The sequence below is a fragment of the Mesorhizobium sp. A556 genome, from assembly GCF_054489545.1.
In genome coordinates this window covers 25632-51192 of record NZ_JBTMXA010000017.1, presented here as the reverse complement: position 1 = coordinate 51192, position 25561 = coordinate 25632, and the positions used below count along the sequence as shown (strand labels likewise).

The 25561-nt window shown below is 61.7% G+C and carries 21 protein-coding genes and 6 pseudogenes; 8 read left to right on the top strand and 19 right to left on the bottom strand.

What is annotated here, in order from left to right:
* Positions 1 to 256: 256 nt before the first annotated feature.
* The 7 genes and pseudogenes from ACX3P0_RS22545 to ACX3P0_RS22515 all read right to left on the bottom strand — a co-directional run.
* A complete protein-coding gene (locus ACX3P0_RS22545; protein ID WP_459092124.1) occupies positions 257 to 535 on the bottom strand; it encodes a hypothetical protein in 279 nt (92 codons plus the stop codon).
* 10 nt (positions 536 to 545) lie between these two features.
* Positions 546 to 1241, bottom strand: coding sequence for a hypothetical protein (locus tag ACX3P0_RS22540; protein ID WP_459092089.1), 696 nt, complete (start codon positions 1239 to 1241; stop codon positions 546 to 548).
* Between the two features lie 93 nt (positions 1242 to 1334).
* Positions 1335 to 2732, bottom strand: coding sequence for an APC family permease (locus ACX3P0_RS22535; RefSeq protein ID WP_459081341.1), 1398 nt, complete (start codon positions 2730 to 2732; stop codon positions 1335 to 1337).
* Between the two features lie 12 nt (positions 2733 to 2744).
* On the bottom strand, positions 2745 to 2912 hold the full coding sequence (locus tag ACX3P0_RS22530; RefSeq protein WP_459081362.1) for a hypothetical protein: 168 nt from the start codon (positions 2910 to 2912) through the stop codon (positions 2745 to 2747).
* Between the two features lie 109 nt (positions 2913 to 3021).
* Positions 3022 to 3402 carry a hypothetical protein gene (locus tag ACX3P0_RS22525; RefSeq protein WP_459092087.1) on the bottom strand — a complete coding sequence of 127 codons (381 nt, stop codon included), beginning with the start codon at positions 3400 to 3402 and terminating at the stop codon, positions 3022 to 3024.
* Between the two features lie 4 nt (positions 3403 to 3406).
* Positions 3407 to 3724 (bottom strand): hypothetical protein, encoded by a 318-nt coding sequence (locus ACX3P0_RS22520; protein WP_459092085.1) that lies wholly within the window; start codon positions 3722 to 3724, stop codon positions 3407 to 3409.
* A gap of 990 nt (positions 3725 to 4714) precedes the next feature.
* Positions 4715 to 4918: pseudogene (locus ACX3P0_RS22515) on the bottom strand (IS21 family transposase); the annotation flags it as partial.
* Positions 4919 to 5745: 827 nt separating this feature from the next.
* On the opposite strand from ACX3P0_RS22515, the pseudogene ACX3P0_RS22510 reads away from it, so the two are divergent.
* Positions 5746 to 6150, top strand: a pseudogene (locus ACX3P0_RS22510) (IS6 family transposase); the annotation flags it as partial.
* Positions 6151 to 6448: 298 nt separating this feature from the next.
* Here ACX3P0_RS22510 and nadE read toward each other — a convergent pair.
* Genes nadE through ACX3P0_RS22485 form a run of 5 tightly spaced genes read right to left on the bottom strand, consistent with a single transcriptional unit; the run spans position 6449 to position 12349 of the window.
* Entirely contained in the window at positions 6449 to 7417 is a 969-nt protein-coding gene (gene nadE / locus ACX3P0_RS22505; RefSeq protein WP_459092122.1) for an NAD(+) synthase, read from the bottom strand.
* A gap of 14 nt (positions 7418 to 7431) precedes the next feature.
* Positions 7432 to 8958: a class I adenylate-forming enzyme family protein gene (locus tag ACX3P0_RS22500; RefSeq protein ID WP_459092083.1), complete on the bottom strand. Its 1527-nt coding sequence runs from the start codon at positions 8956 to 8958 to the stop codon at positions 7432 to 7434.
* A 9-nt stretch (positions 8959 to 8967) separates the two neighbouring features.
* Positions 8968 to 9234 (bottom strand): acyl carrier protein, encoded by a 267-nt coding sequence (locus ACX3P0_RS22495; RefSeq protein WP_459092081.1) that lies wholly within the window; start codon positions 9232 to 9234, stop codon positions 8968 to 8970.
* A 31-nt stretch (positions 9235 to 9265) separates the two neighbouring features.
* The gene (asnB, locus tag ACX3P0_RS22490; protein WP_459092079.1) at positions 9266 to 11218 is read right to left on the bottom strand and encodes an asparagine synthase (glutamine-hydrolyzing); all 1953 of its coding nucleotides are present in this window, start codon (positions 11216 to 11218) and stop codon (positions 9266 to 9268) included.
* Positions 11219 to 11245: 27 nt separating this feature from the next.
* Positions 11246 to 12349 (bottom strand): hypothetical protein, encoded by a 1104-nt coding sequence (locus tag ACX3P0_RS22485; protein ID WP_459092077.1) that lies wholly within the window; start codon positions 12347 to 12349, stop codon positions 11246 to 11248.
* A gap of 299 nt (positions 12350 to 12648) precedes the next feature.
* On the opposite strand from ACX3P0_RS22485, the pseudogene ACX3P0_RS22480 reads away from it, so the two are divergent.
* Together ACX3P0_RS22480 and ACX3P0_RS22475 are read left to right on the top strand one after the other, a co-directional pair.
* Positions 12649 to 13059, top strand: a pseudogene (locus ACX3P0_RS22480) (IS6 family transposase); the annotation flags it as partial.
* A gap of 59 nt (positions 13060 to 13118) precedes the next feature.
* A pseudogene (locus tag ACX3P0_RS22475) lies at positions 13119 to 13822 on the top strand (IS6 family transposase).
* Between the two features lie 187 nt (positions 13823 to 14009).
* Here the strand turns inward: ACX3P0_RS22475 and ACX3P0_RS22470 are convergent.
* The 7 genes and pseudogenes from ACX3P0_RS22470 to coxB form a co-directional block, all read right to left on the bottom strand.
* Positions 14010 to 14190, bottom strand: a pseudogene (locus ACX3P0_RS22470) (hypothetical protein); the annotation flags it as partial.
* Between the two features lie 5 nt (positions 14191 to 14195).
* On the bottom strand, positions 14196 to 15548 hold the full coding sequence (locus ACX3P0_RS22465; RefSeq protein WP_459092075.1) for a PQQ-dependent sugar dehydrogenase: 1353 nt from the start codon (positions 15546 to 15548) through the stop codon (positions 14196 to 14198).
* 30 nt (positions 15549 to 15578) lie between these two features.
* On the bottom strand, positions 15579 to 16667 hold the full coding sequence (locus ACX3P0_RS22460) for a c-type cytochrome (protein WP_459092073.1): 1089 nt from the start codon (positions 16665 to 16667) through the stop codon (positions 15579 to 15581).
* Positions 16664 to 17287: a cytochrome c oxidase assembly protein gene (locus tag ACX3P0_RS22455; protein WP_459092071.1), complete on the bottom strand. Its 624-nt coding sequence runs from the start codon at positions 17285 to 17287 to the stop codon at positions 16664 to 16666. Before ACX3P0_RS22455 ends, ACX3P0_RS22460 begins: the two co-directional genes overlap by 4 nt.
* Complete coding sequence (locus ACX3P0_RS22450) at positions 17284 to 17664, bottom strand: hypothetical protein (protein WP_459092069.1); 381 nt, start codon at positions 17662 to 17664, stop codon at positions 17284 to 17286. Before ACX3P0_RS22450 ends, ACX3P0_RS22455 begins: the two co-directional genes overlap by 4 nt.
* Position 17665: 1 nt before the next feature.
* Positions 17666 to 20182: a cytochrome c oxidase subunit I gene (ctaD, locus tag ACX3P0_RS22445; protein ID WP_459092067.1), complete on the bottom strand. Its 2517-nt coding sequence runs from the start codon at positions 20180 to 20182 to the stop codon at positions 17666 to 17668.
* The gene (gene coxB / locus ACX3P0_RS22440) at positions 20179 to 21234 is read right to left on the bottom strand and encodes a cytochrome c oxidase subunit II (RefSeq protein WP_459092065.1); all 1056 of its coding nucleotides are present in this window, start codon (positions 21232 to 21234) and stop codon (positions 20179 to 20181) included. Before coxB ends, ctaD begins: the two co-directional genes overlap by 4 nt.
* 350 nt (positions 21235 to 21584) lie before the next feature.
* Here coxB and ACX3P0_RS22435 point away from each other — a divergent pair.
* From ACX3P0_RS22435 to ACX3P0_RS22415, 5 genes and pseudogenes are all read left to right on the top strand, one after another.
* Positions 21585 to 21929 (top strand): annotated as a pseudogene (locus ACX3P0_RS22435) (beta-ketoacyl synthase N-terminal-like domain-containing protein); the annotation flags it as partial.
* 78 nt (positions 21930 to 22007) lie between these two features.
* Positions 22008 to 22682 (top strand): TetR/AcrR family transcriptional regulator, encoded by a 675-nt coding sequence (locus tag ACX3P0_RS22430; RefSeq protein ID WP_459092063.1) that lies wholly within the window; start codon positions 22008 to 22010, stop codon positions 22680 to 22682.
* Entirely contained in the window at positions 22675 to 23769 is a 1095-nt protein-coding gene (locus tag ACX3P0_RS22425; protein ID WP_459092061.1) for a Gfo/Idh/MocA family protein, read from the top strand. The genes ACX3P0_RS22430 and ACX3P0_RS22425 overlap by 8 nt, the downstream gene beginning before the upstream one ends.
* Entirely contained in the window at positions 23766 to 24749 is a 984-nt protein-coding gene (locus ACX3P0_RS22420; RefSeq protein ID WP_459092059.1) for an LLM class flavin-dependent oxidoreductase, read from the top strand. Before ACX3P0_RS22425 ends, ACX3P0_RS22420 begins: the two co-directional genes overlap by 4 nt.
* Before the next feature lie 353 nt (positions 24750 to 25102).
* The gene (locus ACX3P0_RS22415) at positions 25103 to 25561 is read left to right on the top strand and encodes a (2Fe-2S)-binding protein (protein WP_459092057.1); all 459 of its coding nucleotides are present in this window, start codon (positions 25103 to 25105) and stop codon (positions 25559 to 25561) included.

Below are 25561 nucleotides of genomic sequence, written 5' to 3'. Positions count from 1 at the left end.
TCGATCCTGTTTTCCCGTCTCGCCGCTCGCCGGGCCTAACGGTACGGTGAACAGGAGGATTTTCTCCAGCTTCTTTCTTCCTAGCCAACGAAGCGACTGACGAGCATCTTATCTGGTCCGCAGGCGCGCTCCAACGCGAACCGGACCCAGTGGCCGCGTTTACTTTTCGAAAGATGCGATCCAAGGACTGCGGTCGTCGCTCAAAACTAATGGCATTATCCAACGTCATTCATGTGTGTCGATCTGTTCTTAACCCTCACTTAAGTAAACTCGCGGCCTGAAGCTTTGATACGTACCGCAATCGGGCACGCCGATAGGCATCGGGAATCGAAAGCGCCCAGACGAAGAGCCCACCGGCGTGCCGTGCGACAAAGGATTGATCGGGGGTGGTCATCACATAGGTCAGCACGGAAAAAAGCACGACGAAGAGTGCAAACACCAGCCCGCGTGGAGCCTCGCGGATCGCGATATGGCCAACGCCCGGCAGCGCGACAGCAAGTGCGAGCACCACGTACGGCGAGATCGGCTTCTTCACGGATTGCGCGTCAGAGCGTTGCATGTTCAGGAACCGCAAATTCTTCATTCAAAACCTCGCTAAGGGCTTCGGCCTCGGAGATCGCGAGATGGACGAGCTCTTGCGATATCTCAGTGATAGGGAATCGAATTTGCCTCAGCAGAAGGTGAGCGCCGCGATCGCCCTCCGAGGCTTGCCGAACAAGCCGCACGCCGCGCGGGGTGATGGCCGCTTCCTTCACGCCCGGGTCTGAAAAAAGCGACCGGAAAAGCGCTGAGACGGATACTATCTGTGCAGCGGAGGCGCGACCATCGCCTCGCATCAGCAGCGAAGCGCCAGTTTGCGGTGGCGTCATCCATTCGGGCATGCCGTGGACGATTGAATAGAATTCGGCGCCCGTGGGCCGGGCAAGCGCGCCGATTGAGGGGTGTCGGCGCGCAGCTGCTTCACTAAGTGTTACCTTCAGCCAGAGCTGCGGAAGTCTGCGAAAGACCATTGTGTCGGCAATGAGTTCGATTGTCACCCGCCGGCGATCGGGCAGGCGCCCGACAAGAACCGGAAAGGAATCGCGGGCCAGAGTGATTTTCGCATCGGAGAAAAGTCGCGCCGCTGAATTCAGGAGGCCGTGCCTTAGCTTGAGCGCAGCGCGATGATCCTGCAGCGCACGTATCGACAGCCAGGCTACCGAAACCGCAACGAAGATCACAAAGGCTATGCTTGAGGCCATACTGCCTACCTTGGCTTGGAGTGAGGCGGCCGAATGCGCTTCACTCCATAAAAAATGCGGCGGCGACGATACGGCGCCGCCGCAATGATCTGGTCAATATCCTTGCGGCTTCGGCCAAGGCATCGTGAACTGATCGCCGCGGCGCACGAACTGATAGCGCCGGAAATGGAACCAGAGCGATGCCACGATGTAGAAACACATCATCGCGATCAGCTGGGTGCCGTAGCCCAGAAATACCGCAAAAAAAGCAGTCGAGCACAAGATGAGGAGGATGATCGTCGGCAACGGGTGGAACGGGTGCACGTAACCGCGCTTTATCGTGCCCAGCGGCCATTTCCTGCGAAACATAACCATATTGAACGTCATGAAAGTGTAGCCGAGAAGGCCCGACAGGATGGAGAACGTAACAACCTGATCCAGCGGCGCGCCGAGCGCAAAGATCAGCGCGATCGGCACGAGGAATACGATCGACCGATATGGCGTGCGATAGACCGGATGGACGGCGCCGAACCAGCTTGGAAGGTAGCGGTCACGGCCCATTGAGAACCATGCCCGCGAGGCGTCGTTGATGCAGCCATTGGCGGATGCCAGCGTCGCGAAGATTGTCCCGATGAAAAGCAGGACCATCAGGCCGCTATTGCCCGTTACCCGTGCCGCGTCGAACAGCGGCGTACCCGCCTGGCCGAGATATTCCCACGGGATCAGGCCGGAGCACATGTACCATGTCATCGTCGCGGCGATCAGCAGCGTCATGATGCCCGCCATGGTGCCGTAAGGCAGCGATCTCGCCGGAGAACGCACCTCTTCGGCTGCCTGGCAAGTGCCTTCGATGCCGAGATAATACCAGAGGCCGAAATGCAGGGCAGCGATCATACCCACCCAGCCATAGGGAAGCGGTTCAGAGGTAACGGCCGAAAAGTCGAGCGGCACGTTCGACACACCCAGATTGACGGCAAGGAAGAGCACGCAGACAGCCGTGAACGCGACCGCCACGATCACCAGGTTGAATGTCAGCGTGGCAAGCACGCCGCGATAGTTGAGCCACGCCAGGAACATGACGGCGAGGACGATGAACGGCTGCTGGTGGAGTCCCGAATGCCCCTGCATCCCGGCAACGGCATCGAGCAGGAAACCCACGGTTATCGCGTTGGCCGCTTCCAGCATCGTGTATGCCATCACGAGGAAAAGGCCGACGTTGAAGGCCATCAGGGGGCCGACGATGTGCTTGGCCTGCGCATATTGGCCGCCGGCGGCCGCGACCGTGGAGGTCACTTCGGAATCGATCATCGCCACGCAGGTGTAGAGCAGGCCCGCCACCCAGCAGGCGACCAGGCCAGCAATCATGCCGCCTTTGCCGACCGAGAAATTCCAACCCATGTATTCGCCGACCAGCACGATTCCGACGCCAAGCGCCCACACATGGGCGGGGCCAAGTACGCGGAGCAGTTGAAGCCGTTCCGGCTCTGCCTTGGCTGAAGGTACATTCGCCATCGTCATCGTCCCTTAAATCGTATGACGTTCCTGCACAGCTTCGAACTCGCCTTCGCGAGAAGAAGTCAGCAGGTCGTTGTCATAGGTCGTGTCGATGCGGATGAGGTCGACGAGGAGAAGGGCGCCAAACACGAAAGAAAGGCCCCACGCCGCGTACTCCAGAGCGTTCCACAGATCCATAAGTGTCCCTCCCCGAGAGCGTGCGTCCAACCCGACGTCAAAGGCCGCTCTGACTTTGATTGAGCATCGAATAATCCGATAACCGGTAACCGCTTTTCGGTTTGATACTCTAGCGCTTCGATCCGAACCGCTCAGCTATGACGTCCCGATACTCTCTGTCGGAGAGCCTCACCACGAGAACGAAATAGCCTATGACAAGGACGACCATGACGATCAGCGCCATCCAGCTAAAACTGTAGTCGAAGCGTGCTGTGATCATATCGTTGGCGGCCGCAGGGTCGGTGATGCCCAAAGCGGCCCATTGCTTCTGCTCGTCCAGGTTCTGGCCCAACGCTTCCCAGGTGGGATTTGCGATGGGATTTGGTGTTTTGGCGGCCCCGGCAAGCCCCATGTAAAGTGGAATGTAGAGAGCCCCCACGGTGAGGACCAGCAAGGTAATAACGTCGATAATCTGGGCAACAAGCCCCTGCTCTTTGGGTTGGTATGCCATTGATTCAGCCCCGCCGCTTACGCATCGCATCGAGATGCTTGAGATCAAGCCCATAAATGAAATGCCTGTCTTCGCTGTAATGCTTGAGCATCGCGACTATCGCCGCGGTATTGAGCGTGAGAACAAAACCGCCTGCGATTATCAGCACGATCTTGATGGCGGACACAGATATGAAAGGCCATATTTTGAAGAACGTAAATAACAGCGTTATCCAAAGAGCAACGACAAAAATAATCAGCGCCACCCGGTCTTGAGCGTGCATTCTATCAATACGCCGCCCTAGATCTTCCTCTTCAGCGTTGTTTACCAGCGCTATCTCCATAGAACCACCTCCAAGGTTTAACCCAAGGCCAACTGCGTTTCTTTGCGCGAGAAGATGCTCGAACAATCGGAATGTTCAGGAAAACATATTTAATGTCAAGAAAATCCGTTGTTGCTTTGCGACGAATTTTCTTCGCAATTGCGAAGCAGCGCTGGAACCCTCGCGCTAGCAATGTGCGGTCTCAACCGATTGGAAAGCACACTAGGCACGCGGGTTTCTATCGGCGCTGGTGGGAAGAAACTCAGCCTCCCTCTGGTAAATGAGATCGGCAAGGATGGTGTCCCTTGCTATCGCATCGACGATAGAGCAAAGGGCGCGTGATCCTCATGCGGGGAAAGCTTGATATTGCCGCGGAGATCGCAGCCTTGGGCGACCTCTTGCGTGTTGAACTCGCTGTTCGATGGGCGAAGATTTACAAATGCCACCCCCACATGGTGTTCGTCGGGATTTGTTGATCAGGGCGGCGATGGATCGGGTCGAGAAGAGGCTTAGACCGCAACGGTCTGATAACTAACACTGGGGATCAGGCTGGCGGTCCCATCGCCGCCGCCCGAGTAGCGCTAAGCGGCACGGAGGTGTCTTCTGCCGGGTGCCGCGCTGCTGCGAGACTGGAACGGCAGAACGCATGTCGTCGATGTGCTGGAAACCGGCTTTGCCTTCGAGGCGAAGGTCTAGCCCTCACTGTCGGTGATCGCGCGCAAGATCACGGGCGCGCACTGGTCTGGTGCCAAAGGCAAGACGGACATGGCTACAAACATAAGCACGGTGGTCGGAATCCACGGGTAGGAATTCTGATGCCTGCCTAAAGGCCGATGCCCAACGGCTGGACTTTTCTATGTGTGCTATATAATGCTAAGAGTCCGTTTTGAACATCATGGATGTGTTGTTCTGCGGAGCAGATCCGCTCGACCACCCAGCGGCGATGCAGAACCTCGAAGCCCTTTTGGGTGTCGGATCGTCGGATGATTTCGATGCCGAACTCCAGGTAACGTCCTCATCAAGCCGGTGATTGATCGTTGAAACAAACGCATCCAGCTTGGGCCGCCGGATCGGTGACTGGCGCTGATAGTCGGGCGGCGTCGAATACGACATCATCTTGGCCACGCTATCGCGCGATATGTTGAAATGCGTTGCAGCCTGACGTCGACTCATTCCTTCAGAACAGGCCAGACGAACCTTCAGATATAATTCCACGGTATAGATCCCCAACCCTCCTGCTCCTGTCGCAGAAGGAAAATAGGTGGCCGGCTTTTACACCGCCCGAAGCGGGACTATCCCGCCGCTACCGTGGTAGGTTTTTGCACCGCCGCTCTCACCCGAAAACGTATCATATTTACCAAGTGGTCCGGGAAAGGATTGAAATGCGGTTGCGGTAGGTGCTCCCTCCCAGCCCCACTTCGGCAGGGGCTTTCTTGCTATAGGAAATAGACCACCGCAAATGCCGCGCCGCTCACAACGGCGTCAACAAAACTCCATGGAATTGGGATCTCCGACCCCGCCGTATTTCTTGTATTATGGTCGGTTCGGGAATTCTTAACGTTGTAGGGTTCAGCGGGTCACGCATCTCAGCGGCCGTCCGGCGCTCCTTCTGCGCTTTCAGCTTCCGCCTCGCTTCCTCATCGAACTGATACTTGGGATTGGTAGGAAAGAAATTCAACGATGCGCAGGGCAAGGTCCAATGTGCCCGTGCCGGCCTCGGCCCCTGTTGGCGCGGCATTCGCGGATGGGTCGATGATCCTTCCCGAAGGGGTCAAAGCAACTCCTCATTTGTTTCATCTATTGAAACGATGTTTTGATAATAGAAACGATATGCCAGTGAGCTGCCGGGTGTCAATGGGGCGCAAGGACGATCCCTGCCGGTGCACTAACCCGCCATGGCCTCGGTTAAGACATAGCTGCAGGATGGCGGTATATAGGCGTCCTGGGTCCAGACGAACTGATCGCGGGTGACGCCCTGACTGGCGGCGGCGGTGTTGTCACGATAACCGCTTGTTCGGACCCGCTGCGATAGATGCAGGCGCATGAACACCTCGCCCATCAGCTACAAGCGCCACCGTTTTCCGCCCCAGATCATCGCCCATGCGGTGTGGCTCTACTCTCGCTTTCCGCTGAGCCTGCGCTTGGTCGAAGAAATGCTGCTGGAGCGCGGCATTGTCGTTTCCTATGAGACCATCCGTCGATGGGGACTGAAATTCGGCCCGGACTATGCCCGCCGACTCCAAAGGAAGCGTCCAGGCCCGAACGATATCTGGCATCCGGATGAAGTCGTCATCAGCATCGCCTGTAAGAAACATCGGCTTTGGCGGGCCGTCGATCAGGATGGATATGTCCTTGACGAGATCGTGCAGAACCGCCGCAACGCCAAGGCTGCCAAGCGATTGCTGATGCGCCTGTTGAAGGTCGCGAAAGCGACGGGTGGTCCTCCTTCCATTCAATGGAAAAGATCGCACCATCAAAGCCAGGGATCAAACAACTAGCATTGCCTGGCGGCGCAGCCGATTTTCAGATTTTGACAGGAGGGTTCAACTGCGCAGCGCGGACGGCCCGGAATAACGACGCCACGTCGATCTCCCTTGAATATATTACCAGGACTGCAAGCAGACCCGCGCTTGCTCGACCTTGTGACGACGGCCTTTGAACATGACAAACCCCGGAAAGAAGGAGCACTGTCATGCGGCCTTGACCTTTCCGAAAAGTTTGCGACAGAACCTGTCAACCCATGGGCTATACGGTCGTCACCAGTTGCGGGGGCAAATGCAGATACCGCGCCACCTTGCGCTTGGCGGCGATGTCGGCCCAGACCAGATTTACCTGCTCCGCGCTCAGCGCTACGGCCTCTCCTACCTCTACAGCCGGCACCGCATTGTTCAGGCCATAGAGGCATAGATCCATCTTCTGGTACGGAAGGGCGAAATAAAACTCCTCCTGCGTCTGCGCCAGTGAATAGGTGTCCGTTGTCGGCGGGCGACGGCGCACTTCCTCGGGAACGCCCAGATACTCGGCAAGCTGATAGACCTGCGATTTGTAGAGATGGGCGATCGGCTTCACGTCGGCTGCGCCGTCGCCGTTCTTGACGAAAAAGCCCTGGTCGTACTCCAGCCGGTTGGGCGTACCGATCACGGCGTAGTTCAGCCGGTCGGCGTGGAAATATTCCAGTTGCTTGCGCGTGCGCTGTTTCATGTTGGTGGCGGCGACGATGCCGAGATAGGCAGGCGCCGTCAGCCGGTGCTGCCGCGTCTCGCCGTCGGGGCTGCGCACCACCAGCGAGGAGATATTGTACCCCGCCGTACTCAAAGCGCTGGCGATCACCACCTTCGAAGTCCAGCCCGGCCCATAGTCCGACACCACCTCGCGGATGAAGCTATCCCGGCGCGTGTAGCATCCCATCGCCTCAAGCGTCGGACCGATATTTTCGACCTCGCCTTGCAGGCCTAATGCGCTTGCTACGGATTTGCCCAGCCGCAGGCTTTCCGGGTCGGAATCGTTTTCCGGCATGTACAGGCAAAAAACGTTCTGCGGCCCGATCGCGCGCGCCGCAAGGGCTGCGCAAACGCTGGAATCGATGCCGCCGGACAGACCCAGCACCAGGCCGCGCTTGCGTACCACGCCCCGCAACTGCGCGCGCAGCGCCGCCTCGATGCGAGCGGCCTCGGCTTCCACGTCGATGTCGAGCGTGCTGGCGCAAAAGGGCATGGTGTTCGTCACATTCAATCTCCTGCTGTGGCGGCAAGCCGCCGAATGACCTTGCCGCTTGCCGTCTTGGGCAACTCCGCACGGAACTCCACCGACTTCGGTACCATGAAATCCGGCAGGTTGCGGGCGCAATGGCGAATGACGACCCGCTCCGCCAGCGCCGGATCGGACGCCACGACCACCGCGTGCAGCGCAATGCCGAGGATTTCGTCGGGCACGCCGACGACCACGGCTTCCACCACGCCCGGACAGGCGTGCAGCACGGCTTCCACCTGGCGGGGTGCAACCTTTTCGCCCTTGATCTTCAGCATGTCGTCCCTGCGGCCAACGAAATACAAAAAGCCGTCCGCATCGGCACGAAAAAGATCGCCGGTATGCAACTGCTTTTCCCCCGGCTTCGAGCCGGGGCGCAAAGCGGCATACGTCGCTTGCGCGTTTTCCCAATAACCGCGCATCAGATGGGGCCCAAGAACGACGAGTTCGCCTACCGTCCCCGGCTCAACCGGCTGGCCCGCCTCATCCACGATCAGCGCCTGTGTGCCCGGAATGGCCCTGCCAACCGATCCCGCCCGGCGGTCGAGTTCTTCGGGCGGCAGGTAGGTGGCGCGCGCACACTCGGTCAGGCCATACATCGAATAGAGCTTCGCGCCGGGAAACAGCGTTCTCAAGCCATCCAGATGCACCGGCGGCAAGGGCGCGGCCGCGTTGGTGATGGTGCGCAAACCGGGCAGCGGCGGCGGCTCCTTCATCGCCAGAATGATCGCCGCCATGGTCGGCACCAGCGGCATGGTGGTGACGCCTTGTTCCTGCGCCGTTTCCAAAATGGCATGTGGGAAGGCAAAACTTTTTTCCAGAACGAGCGTCGCGCCTACACGTACCGCAACGACGAGTTGGTAGAGACCATAGGTGAAAGACAGCGGCAGCACGCTCAGCACGACGCCTTCGGCGGTTGCTTCCAGATAGGTCGCGATCGAACCCGACACTGCGTCCATGCTGGCATGCGCCATCATCACGCCCTTGGGCCGCCCGGTGGAGCCGGAGGTGTAGATGATCATGGCAAGGTTGGCATCCGCGCCAATCTCCGGCAACGCGCGTTCCGCGCGCGCACAACAATCCTCGAAGGTGATGCCGCCCTCTGTCGGCGCGTCTGATGCGCGCGCGGCAATGATCAGCGGCGCGTGCGCCAAGGCGGCGCCCGCCTCGGCGCAAAGGCCGGCGAACTTCGCCTGGGTCAGTACAGCGCGCGGGCGGCAGTCACGCATGACGAAACCCAGCCCGTCCGCCTTCGTCGAGGGATTGACCGGACAAAACACCGCGCCGGCCTTCAGCACGGCAAAGATGGCGACGGCCGTTTCCCAGATATTTTCCATGAAGACGACGACGCGGTCGCCCTGGCCTGTGCCATGGGCCAGCAGGGCGGCGGCGAGGCGATCGGATTTTTCGTCCAGATCGGCATAGCTCAGCCGCGCGCCATCCGCGACGATGGCGGTCTTGTCGGGATTAGCCGCCGCGCTTTGCCGCAGCAATGCCTCGACACGCATGGCCGCTTCTCAGCCGGCCATCACGCTTGCGCGCCTGCCCGCGACGAATGCCGAGATGCGCGCGATGGAATCGAGATTGGCCGGCACGATGTCGGCATCGGCCATGGTGATGCCGAAGCGCTCCTCGAGAAAGGTCACCATTTCCAGGATGCCGGTCGAGTCGACAAGGTCGGCGTCGATCAGCGACAACTCGTCGCCAAGCGCATAGCCTTCATCCCCGAAAAGGAAATTTTCGACGATGAAGGCGCGGATATCGGTATTGATGGGGTTGGACATGGCAAGGCCTTTTTCGATCGGCGGTGGTGGGTTAGGCAGTGGGCTCATGAAGGCTACGGCCGGTTGGATTGGTAAATTCGTGCGACCAAAGTTGCGTGGAAAGCATCCCTACGAAAGCGGCGTTGTCGCGAAAGCCGCCGATGGCATTGCGGCGGGCTTTTTCCAGGAGCTTGGCGGCCGCCTGCGGATTGAACAGGCCGTTCGCGTTGATCGCCTCTGGCGAGAACAGTTCGGCCGCATAGAGGCCGGTCTGGCCGCCGAAAGCGCTGCTGTCAGGCGCGCGATAAGGTTGCTTGGGTCGCTCGCTGATCGACGGCGGCAACAGGTCGGCAGTGGCCTCGCGCAAAATATGCTTTTCGCGCATGCCGCGCAACTTCAGGCCTGCGGGAATGCGTGCTGCGAATTCGACCAGCCGGTGATCGAGGAAAGGAAAACGCGTCTCGACCCCATGCGCCATCGCCATGCGGTCGCCTTGGCTGGACAGGATATAGCCGGGTAGCAGAAAGCTGGTCTCGATATATTGGGCCTGATGCAAGGGATGCCAGCGCGCGAAGGCCTCGGGCAGCGATGCCGCCAGTTCCTCGGCCGCGTCATAGCCGCCGATAGTTTCGCGCAGGCCGCGAGAGAAAAACATCTTGGCTCCCGCCGTGGCGCGGATGCGCGGCCGGTGCGAAAACAGCGGATCGCCCAGCGTATCCGCACCCGCACCGAAGAAGGCGTTGAGATATTCCGGCGTCTGCTGCTGCAACGAGGGCAGATAGGGATAGATCCGGCGGAAAAGATGCGGGCGAATTTTGGAGTCAGGCTGGCGCGCGCAGAAGCGGCGGATGCGGGCTTCCTTGAACAGGTCGTAGCCGGCAAAGACTTCGTCCGCGCCCTCTCCCGACAGCGCTACCTTCAGCCCCTCCCGGCGCAACAACTCGAACAGCAGATAGAGCGGCGCGGGCCCGGTGCGCAGCACTGGCCGCCCGATATGGCGCACCACTGAAGGAAAGACACGCGCGATGTCGCTGGGGCCGCAGGAGATGGAATGATGACGCGAGCCCAGCGCCTGCGCCATGATTGCCTGATAGGGGCTCTCATCGAACTCTGCATCGTCGAAGCCAACGGCAAAGGTGCGGAAGCCCGTCGGGGCCATCCGCACGGCCAGCGCGGATACGATCGAAGAATCGAGGCCGCCAGATAGCAGCGATCCGACCTCCACGTCGGCGCGCAGGCGGATGCGGGTCGCGTCTTCCAGCAGCGCGCGCAGTTCCTCCGCGACCTCGCCTTGCGAGCGTGGATCGGGGACACCGCCGTCGTCCGGAAAATCGAGCGCCCAATAGGGCCGGATGTGAGCCGCGCCACCCTCGATGGTCATCATCTGGGCCGGCGGCAGCTCCGAAATGCCCTTGAAAGCGGTGCGCGGTGCGATCGGCGCCCAAAGCGTAAATATCTGGTCAAGGGCGATCAGGTCCATCTCCGCCTCGACACCCGGCACTTCAAGCAGCGCCTGCACCTCGGAAGCGAAGTAGAACGCGCCGCCACGCCATGTGTAGAAAAGCGGCCGCACGCCCATGCGGTCACGTGCCAACACCATGCGCTTGCGCTGCTCATCCCAGATCGCGAAGGCAAAATCGCCGTTGAGCAAGGATACGAAGTCCGGCCCCATCTCCTCATAAAGCTGGAGGATGACTTCGGTATCGCTGGAGGTGGCGAAGCGGCGGCCGCGCGCAACGAGCATTTCCCGCAGTTCGATGTGGTTGAAGATTTCGCCATTGTAGACGATGCGGACCTGTCCGTTGGCGGTCGCCATCGGCTGGGCTGCGTTGGACGACAGGTCGATGATCGACAAGCGGCGGTGTCCCAGGCCGACGCCTTCGCCGGTATGAATGCCCTGGTCGTCGGGACCGCGATGGCCAATGGACGCGCACATGCGCCGCAACAGCCCTGCTGCGTCATCGTCCGGCAGGCTTGCGCCACAAAAGCCGGCTATGCCGCACATGGTTCGCCCGATCGCATGGGGATGCCGCTAGTCAAAACTGTCTCCGATCAATCGCGACCAAGACTCGCCGGCGAAGCCGTTGAAGAATGCCTTGCCCGCGCGAAACGGCTCCAGCAGCGCTGGATCACGCGCATGCACCATGCTTGAGGAACCATGCAGAAAGATGAAGCGCCGGCCCAGCATGGCGTCGAGCAGCGCCGGCATCGTGCGGCCGCGCAGCGCCACCATGCCCCGCTCGCCGGCATGGGTGAGCATGCTGTCGATCACCGCGCCTGCCTGTCCAGGCGCCGATAATATCTGCAAGACGCGGCCGATGCGGCCTGGATCGCCATAGTAGAGAAACATCCCGATCGGCCGCCCGTCCCGCGCTATGACAGCCCGTCGAACCATACTGCCATAGAGCGCCTTGCGTCTGGACTCCACCACCCGGTAACGAAGGCCGGCATCGGTCCATTGCGGCCTTGCTGCGTATGCTTCGGTAAACTGCACGATAAGCGCCAGGGTTTCATCGTCGCCGGCATCCCTGTTGTGGAGCGCTTTGCCAGGCAGCGCGTGGCCGACATTGAACCATCGCGATTCCGCGCCGCGCCGGATCAGCGCGTCGACCGGAAGGGCAAAGGGCGCAAACAGGCGCGCCACCTTGGTCGTGTGAGCCGCCAGTTCCACAGCAAGACCCGCAGGCCTGATGACGCGAAGCCATTCGAGGCTATGATCGGGCAGCACGGTGGCACGCAACTTGCGCAACATGGTGGCGGAGGTATGGTTAGCCGTCTCTGTCAGCGAAATATCCTGGGGTCCGGACAAAAAAGCCCGCATCAGCCGTGCACCCGCAAAATGATCTCCAGCGCGATCGTCCGCGACCAGCGCGACCGCGACCGCGCCCCGCCGCGGCGTGTCTTCCACCAGCATCGGCAGTGGAAGCGCGCCGATGAAGCCGGAAACAATACCGTTGTCACCGATGTGGATCAGGGAATTGATTTCGGGATCCTGGTCCGGCCCGTGAAGAAACAGGCCCGCGAGATAGGCTTCCAGCGACGGGGCGGCCGGCCGGCCGGATTTGCGCAACAGGCGCTGAAACAGGCCGGCGACGGTCGCCAGATCCTCCGATCTAACTGCTCGAATCTCACCCATTTCTTGATTGCCGGAATACCCGGCAGTCCCCCACGTTTCCCACCCCGCCTATGTCCAGACCATTCAAACTAACTCGAGAACATCCAGACAAGAAGCAATTACGACGGTTTTTAATACATCTTCCTTAATAGGAACCTGTAAAATTGCGCCAAACGATAACCTGTATTGCGGGGCTTTGTCGCAAACCCGTTGTCAACCTTGGCTGTGGCATGAGAGTCCTCCATTTCAGAGGGAACGTGTTCATATTTTCAGGCCGCCATTTCAACCATTCGGTGATCCTGCTGTGTGTGCGCTGATATCTGGCGTACAATCTCAGCCTTCGGTATCTCGAAGAGATGATGGCCGAGCGCGGCATTCACGTCGACCATTCCACAATCCATCGCTGGGTCGTGCGCTTTTCGCCGCTGCTGCTCGAACGGTTCAACCATCGCAAGCGACCTGTCACCCGCAAATGGCATCTTGACGAGACCTACGTGAAGGTTCGCGGTCACTGGATGTATCTCTACCGCGCCATCGACAGCATCGGCGATACGGTCGAGTTTTTCTTCAGCGAACATAGCGATCTATCGGCTGCCAGACGCTTCATCCGCAAAGCGTTGAACCGTCATGGCCGACCAGATCGCATCGTCATCGACGGCAGCCAGAACAATCGGGAAGCGATCACCTTTTGCGATGCAGAGAATCGTCTACGAGATCGGGCGCGGCAACCGCTGAAGCGGCGATGTCACGGTAACGGCTTGTGAGGAGCCATGGCGATAGACGCACATGCATGAACAACTTGCCCATCAGCTACAAGCGCCATCGCTTCCCGCCTCAGATCATCGCCCGTGGAGTGTGGCTCTACTTTCGATTTCCGCTGAGCCTGCGCCTTATCGAGGAAATGCTGCTGGAACGAGGGATTGTCGTTTCCTATGATACGATCCGCCGTTGGGCAAAGAAGTTCGGCCCAGACTATGCGCGTCGCCTTCATCGCAAGAAGCCCAGTCGGAATGACGTGTGGCATCTGGACGAGGTGGTCATCACCATCGCCGGCAGGAAACACTGGTTGTGGCGCGCCGTCGACCAGGACGGCTATGTGCTTGACGAGATCGTTCAGAACCGCCCAATACCAAGGCTGCCAGGCGATTGTTGACCCGAATTCTGAAGAAGCAGGGTCTGCCGCCGAAGCGGATGATCACCGACAAGTTGCGCTCGTATGGTGCGGCGCGTCACCAGATCATGCCGAATGTCGAACATCGATCGCACAAGAGCCTGAATAACCGGGCAGAGAATTCGCATGTACCGCTGCGAAAGCGGGAGCGAACGATGCAGCGGTTCCGATCGCCGGGAAGTTTGCAACGCTTCGTCTCTGTTTTCTCAGCCCTCAGAAATCTCTTCGTTCCACCCGGTTCACAACGATCCGCATTCCAAATTCATCTGCATCGCCTCCAAGCGATCGCGGAATGGAAAGCCGTGACGGGAACCATGGCCTGAAATCAATCCGTAAGGCCGAATTCCCTCGGCACGCCCGAACGCAAGTTAAAGTGACATCGCCGTTCTCGAAGATCAATGGAAAGAGGTCGGGTCATCAGATGCTGGCCTCCACTCCAGCCAGCATCTTGAATCACAAAAATATCAAAACGTGAATCCCAAAGATTCACTCAATCAGTGAAACGCTCTAGATGAGCTTAGTCTTAAACGCACTGACACCGCCCGTGAACTTGAAAGTGGCCATGGACTTCCGAAGCGTGTCGGCTTCGCCCGGCGTGACCCTACGCACTCGATCACGACTCGCATCGGCTGCTCTGGAAGAGGGGTAGGCGCAAGAGCACTAGAATCAAAGATGGTGTGTCGACTGAGATGCAGTTCAGTTCCCAACCGGTGTGACGCGCCAGATCCTGTTGCCGACATCGTCGGCGATCAACAGCGCGCCGTCGGCGGCGATCTTCACGCCGACCGGACGGCCGAGCGCGACGTCGTTTCCCACGTCGAGGAATCCCGTTAGGATATCGCGCGGAGGGCCGGCCGGCTTGCCGCCGCTGAACGGCACGAAGATCACCTTGTAGCCGCTGCGCGGCATGCGGTTCCACGAACCGTGCTGGCCGACAAAGGCACCGTTCTTTAGGTCCGCGCCCATCAGGTCGCCCTCGTTGAAGGTCAGGCCGAGCGATGCCGTGTGCGGCCCCAGCGCATAGTCGGGCTTCAGAGCCTTCGCCACCAGCGCCGGGTCCTGCGGTTGGACGCGCGCATCGACATGCTGGCCGTAGTAGCTGTACGGCCAGCCATAGAATGCGCCGTCCTTCACCGAGGTCATGTAGTCGGGCACGAGGTCGCTGCCGATCTCGTCGCGCTCATTGACCGCGACCCACAATTCGCCGCTCTCGGGATTCCACGACAGGCCGTTCGGATTGCGCAGGCCCGACGCGAACAGCCGGCTCTGCTTGGTCGCGAGATCGATCTCCAGCACCGCGGCGCGGTTGACCTCCTCGTCCATGCCGTTCTCGCCGATATTGGAGTTCGAGCCGACCGTCGCATATAGCTTGGTGCCGTCCTCGCTGGCGATGACGTCCTTTGTCCAGTGATGGTTGCGCTGTGCGGGAAGGTCGACGATGTGCTCGGCCGGCGCGGTGATCTCCGTCGCACCGTCCGCGTAGGGAAACGCCACGATTGCATCGGCGTTGGCGACGTAAAGCTTGCCATTGAGAAGAGCCATGCCGAAGGGCGAGTTCAGGCCAGTCAGGAACGCAGTCTTTGTCTCCGCGACACCGTCGCCGTCCTGGTCGCGTAGCAGCGAGATGCGGTTGGCGCTCGGCACTTCCGCGCCGGCCTTGCTCATGAAGACGCCCATGAAGAAGCCGCGGATGCTGAAACCGCCTTCCTTCCCTTCTGGCGGCTTCGATTCCGGCTTGTTGCTCTCGGCGACAAGAACGTCGCCGTTCGGCAGGACATGGATCATGCGCGGATGGTCGAGACCGGCGGCGAATTCGTTGACTTTGAAGCCCGACGCCGCAGTCGGCATCGTCCCGTTCGGGAAGGGCGTGGCTTTCGCGACATGGACCGTTGGCAACAGCGTCGGATTCGGCTCCGCCAGCACGGGATCGGGACCGTAGGTGTCCTCGATCGCCACGGTCGCTTCCTCGCGTGACAGGAAGAACACCGCCGCGCCGGCAACCACCACCACGACGATGACAGCGAGAAAGGCAAGAAGCAGCGTTTTCATGGGAAATTCCTCAAGACACGGCGATATGGCTTAACGCCGCCCGTCCACTTCAGTTGCGGGCGAGATCGGCAAAGCGGAGAAATAGTCGGCAAGTGCGGTGATATCCGCGTCGGTCAGGCCCTTTGCGGCATTCGCCATCAGGTGATGGAAGGGGGTGCCGCCGCGCGTGCCGGAGCGAAACAGGTGCAACTGGCTGGCGATGTATTCCGCCTTCTGCCCGGCGATGCGTGGATAGAGCGGGTTCGCATTTTCCATCCCGTGACAGCCGAGGCAGGCCGGCACGCCGTCCCGCGGGATACCCGCGCGGGCGATCTCTGCGCCTCTAGACTCGTCATCTGCGCCCGTCGCTACACCAAGAGTCGGCGGCAGGGCCGCGAAGTACCGCGCCAGTTCGGGCAATAGCGCGGGATCGACGGCGTCGGATGCGACGCCCATGATCCCGCTTGCGCGGCGCTCGTCGACATAGGCGTGCAGGCTTTCCAGCAGATAGGCTTCGCTCTGCCCGGTCAGCAGCGGCGTCATCGGGCTGCGTCCGACGCCGTCCGCTCCATGACACCGGCTGCACTCGGTGATGGCGGCGTCTAGCTTTGTCGGGTGCAGTTCTGGCGGCTCGCCGCCATAGGCGAGGTCGCGATACTGCGCCGCGTCCATCGACGGCAGGTCGCGCAGGAAGGCGACCATCGCCCAGACCTCGTCGCCGCGGTCCTGCGTCGGCCAGGCAGGCATGCCGGTGAACCTTATGCCATGCATGACGATGCGGTACAGTTCGGCGTCGTTCCATTCCGAGACCTTGCCGCGCAGGTCCGGTGGTTGCGGCAGCATCCGCATCATGGCTTGCGTCCGCGGTTCGCCCGGCGCGCCATGGCAGATCGCGCAGCCGCGCGCGTAGTGGCCCGCCGCCGGCTGGATCGACTCGTTCGGAAGGCGCTCCGGCGGATCGACCGCGAGCGCATAGGTGCGCACCGCCGAGCGCATGGCGAAATGCAGGAACCAGTCGGTGATCTTCCAATGCCCGCTCGACGCGCCGACATTGAAGAAGCCGATCCAGGCGAAGATCAGCCCCGCGATCGGCAGGATCGCCAGCGTGATTGCGATATGCTTCCAGTGGATGCGCATCATGTCGCCACCCTCGCGGGTTCGCGCAGCGCGCGCGCCAGCAGCGCGACGCCGCCGGCCAGATAGACCGCCGCGCCGATCAGCAGCATTACCACGCCACCCAGTTCCTGGTCCTGCGCCGCCGTCAGCGTCACGCCGAAGCAAGTCACGTCGCCGAGGCCATAGAGCGGCCGTGGACTGAGTGCCAGCAGCGCGCCGAGCAGCGTCATGTGAACCGATGTCAGCAGTAGCCCGAACGCCCCGGCCAGTGCACTCTTCGCGCCCTCGCTGCCGATGCAGACGATCCAGAGCAGCAGTCCGCCCGCGAGGAACGACGCCTGTTCCGCAACGCCCGCCAACCCCGAACGCTCGACCAGCGCCCGCGCCGCCGGTGCGTGCCAGCCCCAGACGATCAGCAGTTCGAGCAGCGAGGCGATCACCGGCAGGGCGACGAGCGAATGCATCGGGAGCCTGCGCCAGATCGCGTCCGGGAGACCGATGGCGATCAGCGGCGCGGCGATCGCCACGACGCCCATATGCGCCAGCATGTGAGCGGTGAACGACTGGCGCCAGTCGCCCAGCAGGGGACCGAGCCAGATCAGCGCCAGCAGGAAGAGGCCCGCGATAAGCGCGGCGCGCCTCATCGCACGCACTCCGAGATGAACAGTGCCGGCAGCGCGACGAAGATCACCGCGACGAAGCTGAGACAGGACAGGAGAAGCGTGGCGAAACCCTGAAAATGCCGGCGGTCGGTCGGGGTCGGATCGTCATGCGGCGGCTCGTCCGATCCGAATCCCCATTGCCTCCAGGCGAGGAAGCCTGACAGCGCGATCAGCACCAATGCCACCAACGTACCCGCCGCGATGGCGATGCGGACGGCTTCGAGGCTGGCATCCAACTCCGCCTGCTTGGCGCAGAAGATCGCGGCGGTGACGTAGCAGAACAGGAAATGCAGCGCCCAGATCATCGGCGCGGTGAACAGCGTCCAGAGCGTCTCGATCTCTTTCGGGACGATCCGCATCTCAGCCCGCCAGCGGAAACAGGCCGACGACCACGAAGGTCGTGAAGGCGGTGACAAGCATGAAATGCCAGTAGAGCGCGACATTGTGGATGTCGATGTCATGTGCCTGCGTCAGCCGTCCGGCGAAGCTGCCGGCGAGGCAATAGAGTTGCATCACTGCGCCCACCGTTCCGTGGACGAGCGTCCAGATCACCAGCACCCAGACGATCGCCGGGTAGACATGCGCGGTCGGGTCCATGGCGTGCGACCACGGGCCGTTGAAGCCGGCGAGCGAGGCAAGGACGGTGAACACGGCCGCTGCCGCAAGCGATCCGCGCATGCCCCAAATCCGGCCGGCGTTGTTCAGTTCGCGCGCAGCCACCGTCGCGACCCAGGCGGCGGCGAACAGCGCAAGCGCGATCATCGGCCAGACATGGCCCGGACCGGGGATGCCCGCGGTGAAGTCGGAATGGATCGTCCAGTAGAAGAAGTAGCCGAAGATGAGGCTGCCGAACGCCGTGCCGTCGCCGATCATGGTGATGAACATCGCCCACCAGCCGACCGACGCTGGTCCTGACGCGTAGAGTGGCAAGCTGAGGCCAAGCCCGGCATCCTTCTCTGGCTTCTCGGGAATCTCCGCCGTGTGCGTCCAGAGCCAGTAGATGATCGCACTGAAGGTCAGCACGCCGAAGCCGATCGTCAGCGCCCACCAGTGGAAGGTCATCGCCACGAACACGCCGCCGAGCGACGCAGCCGCCACCATGCTGCCGATCGATGTCGCGCCGACACGCAGGATCTGGATTGGTTCGGCGTCGAGCACGCCGGTGATCATGGCCTCACGCCGGCCCTCCCTGGCGTCCGGCAAATACCATTGCCCGTCGTTCACCTGGCGCGACAGGTCGGGCTGGTCCCACAGCGGATAGCGGCTGGAGACCAGTGGGATCGACCGGACGCCCCAGTTTTCCTCCGGCTCGTTGATCCATTCCAGCGTGCCGGCGTTCCAGGGATTGACCTCGCCCTTCTGCTGCCTGTGCTTCGGCCGCAGCACGTCGAACACCACCACCAGCACGCCGGCGGCGAAGATGAATGCACCGATGGTGGAAACCAGATTGAGCAAGTTGAGGCCGAGCTCGTCCGGGTAGGTGAACACCCGCCGCGGCATGCCGCGGAGGCCGGTCAGGTGCATTGGGAAGAAGGCGACGTTGAAACCGACGAACATCAGCCAGAAGGCGAGCGTTCCCAGCCGGTCCGACAGTTTTTGCCCGCCGATCAGCGGGTAATAATAATAGATGCCGGCGATGATCGGAAACAGCATGCCGCCGATCAGCACGTAGTGCAGGTGCGCAACGATGAAATAGGTGTCGTGCGCCTGCCAGTCGAACGGCGCCAGCGCCACCATCACGCCGGTCAGACCGCCGATGATGAAGATCGCGATGCCGCCGGTGCCGAACAGCATCGGCGTCGAGAAGATCACCCGGCCGGCCAGCATCGTCGCGAGGAAGACGAAGATCTGCACGCCGGTCGGGATGGCCACCGCCTCGGATGCGGCGGAGAAGAATGCGAGCGAAATCTGCGGCAGGCCGGTCGCGAACATGTGGTGAACCCACAGGCCGAAGGACAGGAAGCCGGTACCCACCGCGGCGAGCACGATCCACGAGTAGCCGACGATGGGCCGTTGCGAGAAGGTCGGCACGATCATCGCCATCAGCGCGATCGCCGGCAGGAAGATGATGTAGACCTCGGGGTGGCCGAAAATCCAGAACAGGTGCTGCCACAACAGTGGGTCGCCGCCGCGCGTCGCGTCGAAGAACGGCCAATCGAACATCCGCTCCAGTTCGAACAGGATGTCGCCGGCGATCAGCGGGGGAAAGGCGAACAGGATCATCCCGGCGACGATCAGCAGGTACCAGGCAAACAGCGGCATCAGGTTGATGCGCATGCCTGGCGCCCGGCACTTCATTATACCGACGATCAGCTCGACGGCCGCCGCAATCGAGGCCACCTCGATGAAGGAGAGGCCAAGCAGCCAGATGTCGGCGCCAATGCCGGAAAACTCCTTGTCGGTGGCGAGCGGCGGGTACATGAACCAGCCGGACGAAGGCGCCGCATCGAAGAAGATCGAACCGCAGACGAAGACACCGCCGATTAAGAAGCTCCAGAAGCCGAACGCGCCTAGCCGTGGGAATGGCAGTTCGCGCGCGCCCAGCATCGGCGGCAGCAGGAAGATCGCCACCGCCTCGAAGATCGGCACGGCGAACAGGAACATCATTACCGTGCCATGCAGTGTGAAGGCCTGATTGTAAAAATCGGCAGACACGAGGTCGTTGTCCGGCACCGCCAGTTGCAGGCGCACGATCAGCGCCAGCACGCCGGCGAACAGCATGAAGGCGAAGGCCGCACCCGCGTACCAGAGGCCGATCTGCGTGTTGTTGACGCTGGTCCAGTAGCGCCAGCCACTTGGCGCGGCCCATACGGTGCGCAGCTGCTCCTCCTGCGCCAGGCGCTCGGCGTCGGGCAAACGGGGCGCCGGCTCGGTCATTGCAGCCCTTTCAGATAGGCGGTGATCGCCGCGATCTCCGCTTCCGGCAGCATGCCGAACGCCGGCATCTTCGATCCTGGCTTGATCGTGTCCGGCGCGGCGATGAAGCGCGAGATCGTCTCTTCCGTATTCGGCAAGATTCCAGCCCCCAGCGTCAGGCGGGAGGCGAGATGCGACAGGTCGGGGCCGAGCGTCCCTTGCGCTTCCGTGCCGTCGACCCGGTGGCAGGCGCCGCAGCCATTGCGCAGGAACGCCTCCGCACCGGCCGTCGCACCGGCGGACGGCTTCGCCTCGCCGGCGATCCATGCGTCGAATTCGCCCCGCTCCATCGCCACGGCCGCGAACGCCATCAGCGCATGCGACGTGCCGCAATATTCGGCGCAGGGCGCGCGGTATGTTCCGGTCTTCGTCGCCAGCAGCGACAGGCGGTTGGTCCGACCGGGGATCATGTCCATCTTGCCGCCAAGTGCGGGGATCCAGAACGAATGGATGACATCGTCGCTGTTCAGCGTAAACGCTACCCGCTCTCCGACCGGCAGCCTGATCTCATTCGCCGACGAGACCGTCTCGCCACCGGGCAAATGATAGACGACCTTCCACCAGAACTGCTTGCCGGTGACCTCGATGCGCAATGCCGGCTCGCCAGCGTTTGCAAACGGCCTAAGCCCCGGCATCAGCCACAGGGCGTAGGACAGCAGTAGAAGCAGGGTGACCACCGGAAAGACCACGCCACCCCAGATGATGAAGCGGTGCGCGGCCGCCTCGTCGATCGACGCGCTGCGCCGGCGCGAAGCAAACACGAACCCGCCAACCACGGCGGCCCAGATGACCGCGCCGCCAGCGACCATCGCCCAGAACAGCGTCGCGACCTGTTCGCTTTCGGCTCCGCCCGGCACAAGGGAGGATTGCGGTCCGGCGCAGCCGGACAGGAACGCCATTCCCGAGAGGATCGGGACGACGTAAGAACGTTGCCTTTGGCCTGAAAACGGTGCTCGTCCGATGGAAACCCCCACGCCTGCGCCGCACAGCGGCGTCAAGCGCGAACTCGTCACGGTGGAAAAGGTTCCGCCGTCAGGACACGCCGGGAGTTAAATTGCGGCAGCCGCCGCGCCAGATGCGTTGCTCACCGCCATCTCGATCGTCTCGCTGACCTTGTCGAGGTCGACGGCTCGCAGTGGCAACTCGTCTATGCTTGGACGCCGAATGCCGCTTCAACCGTCGTCATTAGCTATACGCTTTCGCGTCGGTTCAAGCCGCTAAGCGACCTCAACGAATGGGCGGCTCGGCATCCCTCAATATCCAACCGATCCGAACACGCTCGGCTATGCCCAAGAAACCAGGCCATACGATCCGACCCGTGGCGTGTTCGCCTACGCGCCGGACTATGCCAGGTATGCAGAACGGCTTCCCCGCCATAACTGACGCGGTGCGCACTGTCGACCAGCGCGGTGTGCGTCGCCTGTCGCCGTTTACGATACCGTCCTTCCTGGTGAACCTCGCGGCAGGCCACATCTCAATCCGCCATGGCTTCAAAGGCCCGCTTGGCGCGCCGGTGACGGCGTGCGCGGCCGGCATCCAGGCGATCGGCGATGCGGCTCGTCTTATCCGCGCCAACGAAGCCGACATCGCTGTATGCGGTGGCACGGAAGCATGCATGAACATCGTCAGTCTCGGTGGTTTTGCCGCGGCACGCTCTCTTTCGACCTCCTTTAGTCACCGTCCTGATGAGGCTTCCCGACCGTTCGACTGACCAACAGCCTGGCGCAGAAACGAAAATTTCAAAGCTCCCTTGAAACGGAGACACTCTCCAATTATCTGCGACCCTATGAGGGGTCAAGACAAATCAGCCAGTCGAGACGTTGATGCAGGGACCGGCGTTCAGCGGGCGGACGCCAGGCGCAATCGCGGGCTTATCCTCGATTCGGCGAAGGCGGCTTTCGTACGCGACGGCGTCAATGCTTCGCTTGACGAGATCGCTCGCTCCGCAGGCGTCGGGCCCGGCACGCTCTATCGCCATTTTCCTTCGCGCGAACATCTGCTCTGCGAAGTGCTGCACGAACGGCAGGCAGTTCTTCTGTCCCGGCGCGACGAAGCCCTGGCGCTGCCCGGTTCAGCCGATGCGCTTCGCATGTGGATGAGGGCGCTCAAGGAATACCTCAGCGCCTTCAACGGCCTCCCCCGGCCGTTCATCGACGCCTTCGAAGCCCAGGCGTCGCCTTTGGCCGTCACCTGCCGGACGCTCGTCACGATAACCGGCGAGTTTCTGTCGCGCGCCCAGTCCAAAGGCGCAGCCAGGCAATCGGTTTCCGCGCCGGCGCTGTTCCTCAGCGCGCTGGGCGCGGCCTTCGTTGACGACAAGGCTGGTGACTATGGCACGACCGCGCACCTGATCGAGGAGATACAGGCCTTCGGCTACCTCACCTGCGGCCCGGCTGCGGGCGCATCCGATCCGTCCGATCCATTCGGTCCAATTCGCAAAACTGGAGTATCGCATGATTGACAAGCCGATCCGTGTCGGTTTCATCGGCCTTAATCCCGGCATTCACTGGGCCGCGACGGCCCATATCCCGGCTCTGACGGCCCTGCCGAACGACTATCAGGTGGTCGGCGTTGCAAACACCAGCCTTGCCAGCGCGAAGAAGGCCGCCGATGTATTCGGTATGCCGCATGCCTTCGAGAACGCGCAGGCGCTGGTCGATTCGCCCGAGGTCGACCTCGTCGTCGTCACCGTTAAGGTGCCGTATCACCACGAACTGGTGACGGCGGCGCTGAACGCGGGTAAGCACGTCTATTGCGAATGGCCGCTGGGCAACGGACTAGCCGAGGCACGCGAACTCGCCGATCTCGCCGAGGCGAAAGGCGTGGTGGCCGCCGTTGGCACGCAGATGCGCGTCGCCCCGGAGGTGGAATATCTGGGCCAGCTCATCGCTGACGGCTATGTTGGCGAGGTGCTCTCGACGACGCTCGTCGGCAGCGGCGGTCAATGGACAGCAGAGACCGACGCTGCACACGCCTATCTCTACGACAAGAGCAATGGCGCGACCCTGCTCAGCATTCCGCTGGGGCACACGCTTGCCGGGATGCGCGAAGTGCTGGGTGGTTTCGGTGATATCTCCGCGCGCATGATCACGCATCGCAAGACCACGCATGTCACCGACACGGGAGAGACGATCCCAACGACCTCTCACGACCAGGTCCTTGTGCATGGCGCGCTTGAAAGCGGAGCGGCGTTCTCGATCCATTATCGTGGGGGCATGTCTCGCGGGACCAATCTGCTGTGGGAGATCAACGGCACGCAAGGCGACATCCAGGTGACGGGCGCGACCGGCCATGCCCAGATTGTGCAGTTGTCGATCCGGGGTGCCACTGGTGACACGAGCGAACTTGTCCCATTGACGCCGCCCGCCTCGGCCTATGACGGCTGGCCGGACAGTTCGGTCGCCCGCAATGTCGCCCGCCTCTATGCTTTGATCGCGCTGGATATTCGTTCGGGCACGCGCTCGGCACCCAGCTTCCGCGATGCCGTCGCATTGCATGAGACGCTTGATGCGATCGAACGTTCCGCTGACGGAAAGGAACCGAAATGACGACGCTCTCAATTCTTGAACTCGTCCGCGTCACGCAGGACACCGACGCCGGGACGGCGCTAAACAATGCGCGAGACCTTGCATCCCATGCGGAAGAATGGGGCTACAAGCGGGTCTGGGTGGCCGAGCACCACAACATGGCGGGGATCGCCAGCGCGGCCACGTCGATCGTCATCGCCCATATCGCCGGCGGCACCAGGACGATCCGGGTCGGAGCCGGCGGCATCATGCTGCCGAACCACGCGCCCTACATCATCGCCGAGCAGTTCGGCACGCTGGAGCGGCTCTATCCCGGACGCATCGATCTCGGGCTTGGCCGCGCGCCGGGCACCGATCAGATCGCCGTGCGGGCGATGCGGCGTTCTCCTGCCGCTTCGGAGCACTTTCCCCAGGACGTGCTGGAGCTCCAGGCGTTTCTTGCGCCTGCCGGCCCGGACCAGCGCATCATTGCCGTGCCGGCGGCCGGAACCAACGTGCCGCTATGGATACTGGGTTCAAGCAATTTCGGGGCGATGCTGGCGGCCCAACTCGGCCTGCCTTACGCCTTCGCTTCGCATTTTGCGCCCGACCTGTTGCTGCCCGCTCTGGAACTTTACCGCAGCCGCTTCAAGCCGTCCGAGCAGCTCGATCGGCCCTATGCGATGGCGGGCATCAACGTCATCGCCGCCGATACCGACGCCGAAGCCAAGCGGCTGGCGACCACCCAGCAAATGTCCTTCGCCGACATCTTCAGCGGCCGGCGCGGGCTGAGCAGGCCGCCCATCGACGATATCGAAACCTACTGGTCACCGAATGAGCGGGTGCAGGCCCTGCGCATGCTGGAGCGCTCGGTTGTGGGTTCCGTTCATACCGTGCGCTCGGAGCTGCAAGCCTTCATCGCGGAAACGGGCGTCGACGAGGTCATGATCGTCTCCGACGTCTATGACCATCAGGCACGATTGCACTCGGTCGAACTGATCGCCGAGGCGATGAAACCATGAAATCGTCTGTGGTTATCTCGCTGGCAGCGAAATCGGGTCTTCCTCATATGTGGAACGGGCCGGTTGGCAAGGTATTCTTTGCGCGAATCTCCGTCGGACGGTACAGCAATGGCGCAGACCTACTATTCGGCCCGGTAAGCTCAATGGCCGTTTGGGGCCGGTCTCAGCCGATCACGTATTTCATCGCCAATCACGCCCCACTTCACGATCTCTTGACTGGCCACCTAACTGCTTGTTGGCTTGGCTGCGCGCGCCTAGTCTATGGTAGCTCCGCCTCAACAAAATGCCGGCATCCCAGTCGGCGGAGGCGCAACGCGATAGCCAGCTCAAGATCAAGATAAGGAGAGCAAGCCATGGTCGCCTTCACCCTCAATGGCGAAGCCCAAACGCTCGACGTCGATCCGGAAATGCCGCTGCTCTGGGCGCTCCGCGATGTCATCGGACTGACGGGAACAAAATTCGGCTGCGGCCTCGCGCAATGCGGCGCCTGCACGGTTCACATCGACGGCACGCCGACACGCTCCTGCCAGACCATGGTCAGCGATATCGAGGGTGCCTCCATCACTACGATCGAAGGCGTTTCCGGCAAGGTTGGCGAAACGGTGCAGGCCGTCTGGACTGAAATGGACGTGCCGCAATGCGGCTATTGCCAGTCCGGTCAGATCATGTCGGCGACTGCTCTTCTGACCGAGACGCCCAAACCTACCGACGATGACATCGATTCGGCCATGAGCGGCAATCTCTGCCGCTGCGCCACCTATCACCGCATCCGCGCCGCTATCCACGAAGCCGCGCACCGGCTGGAGGCATGA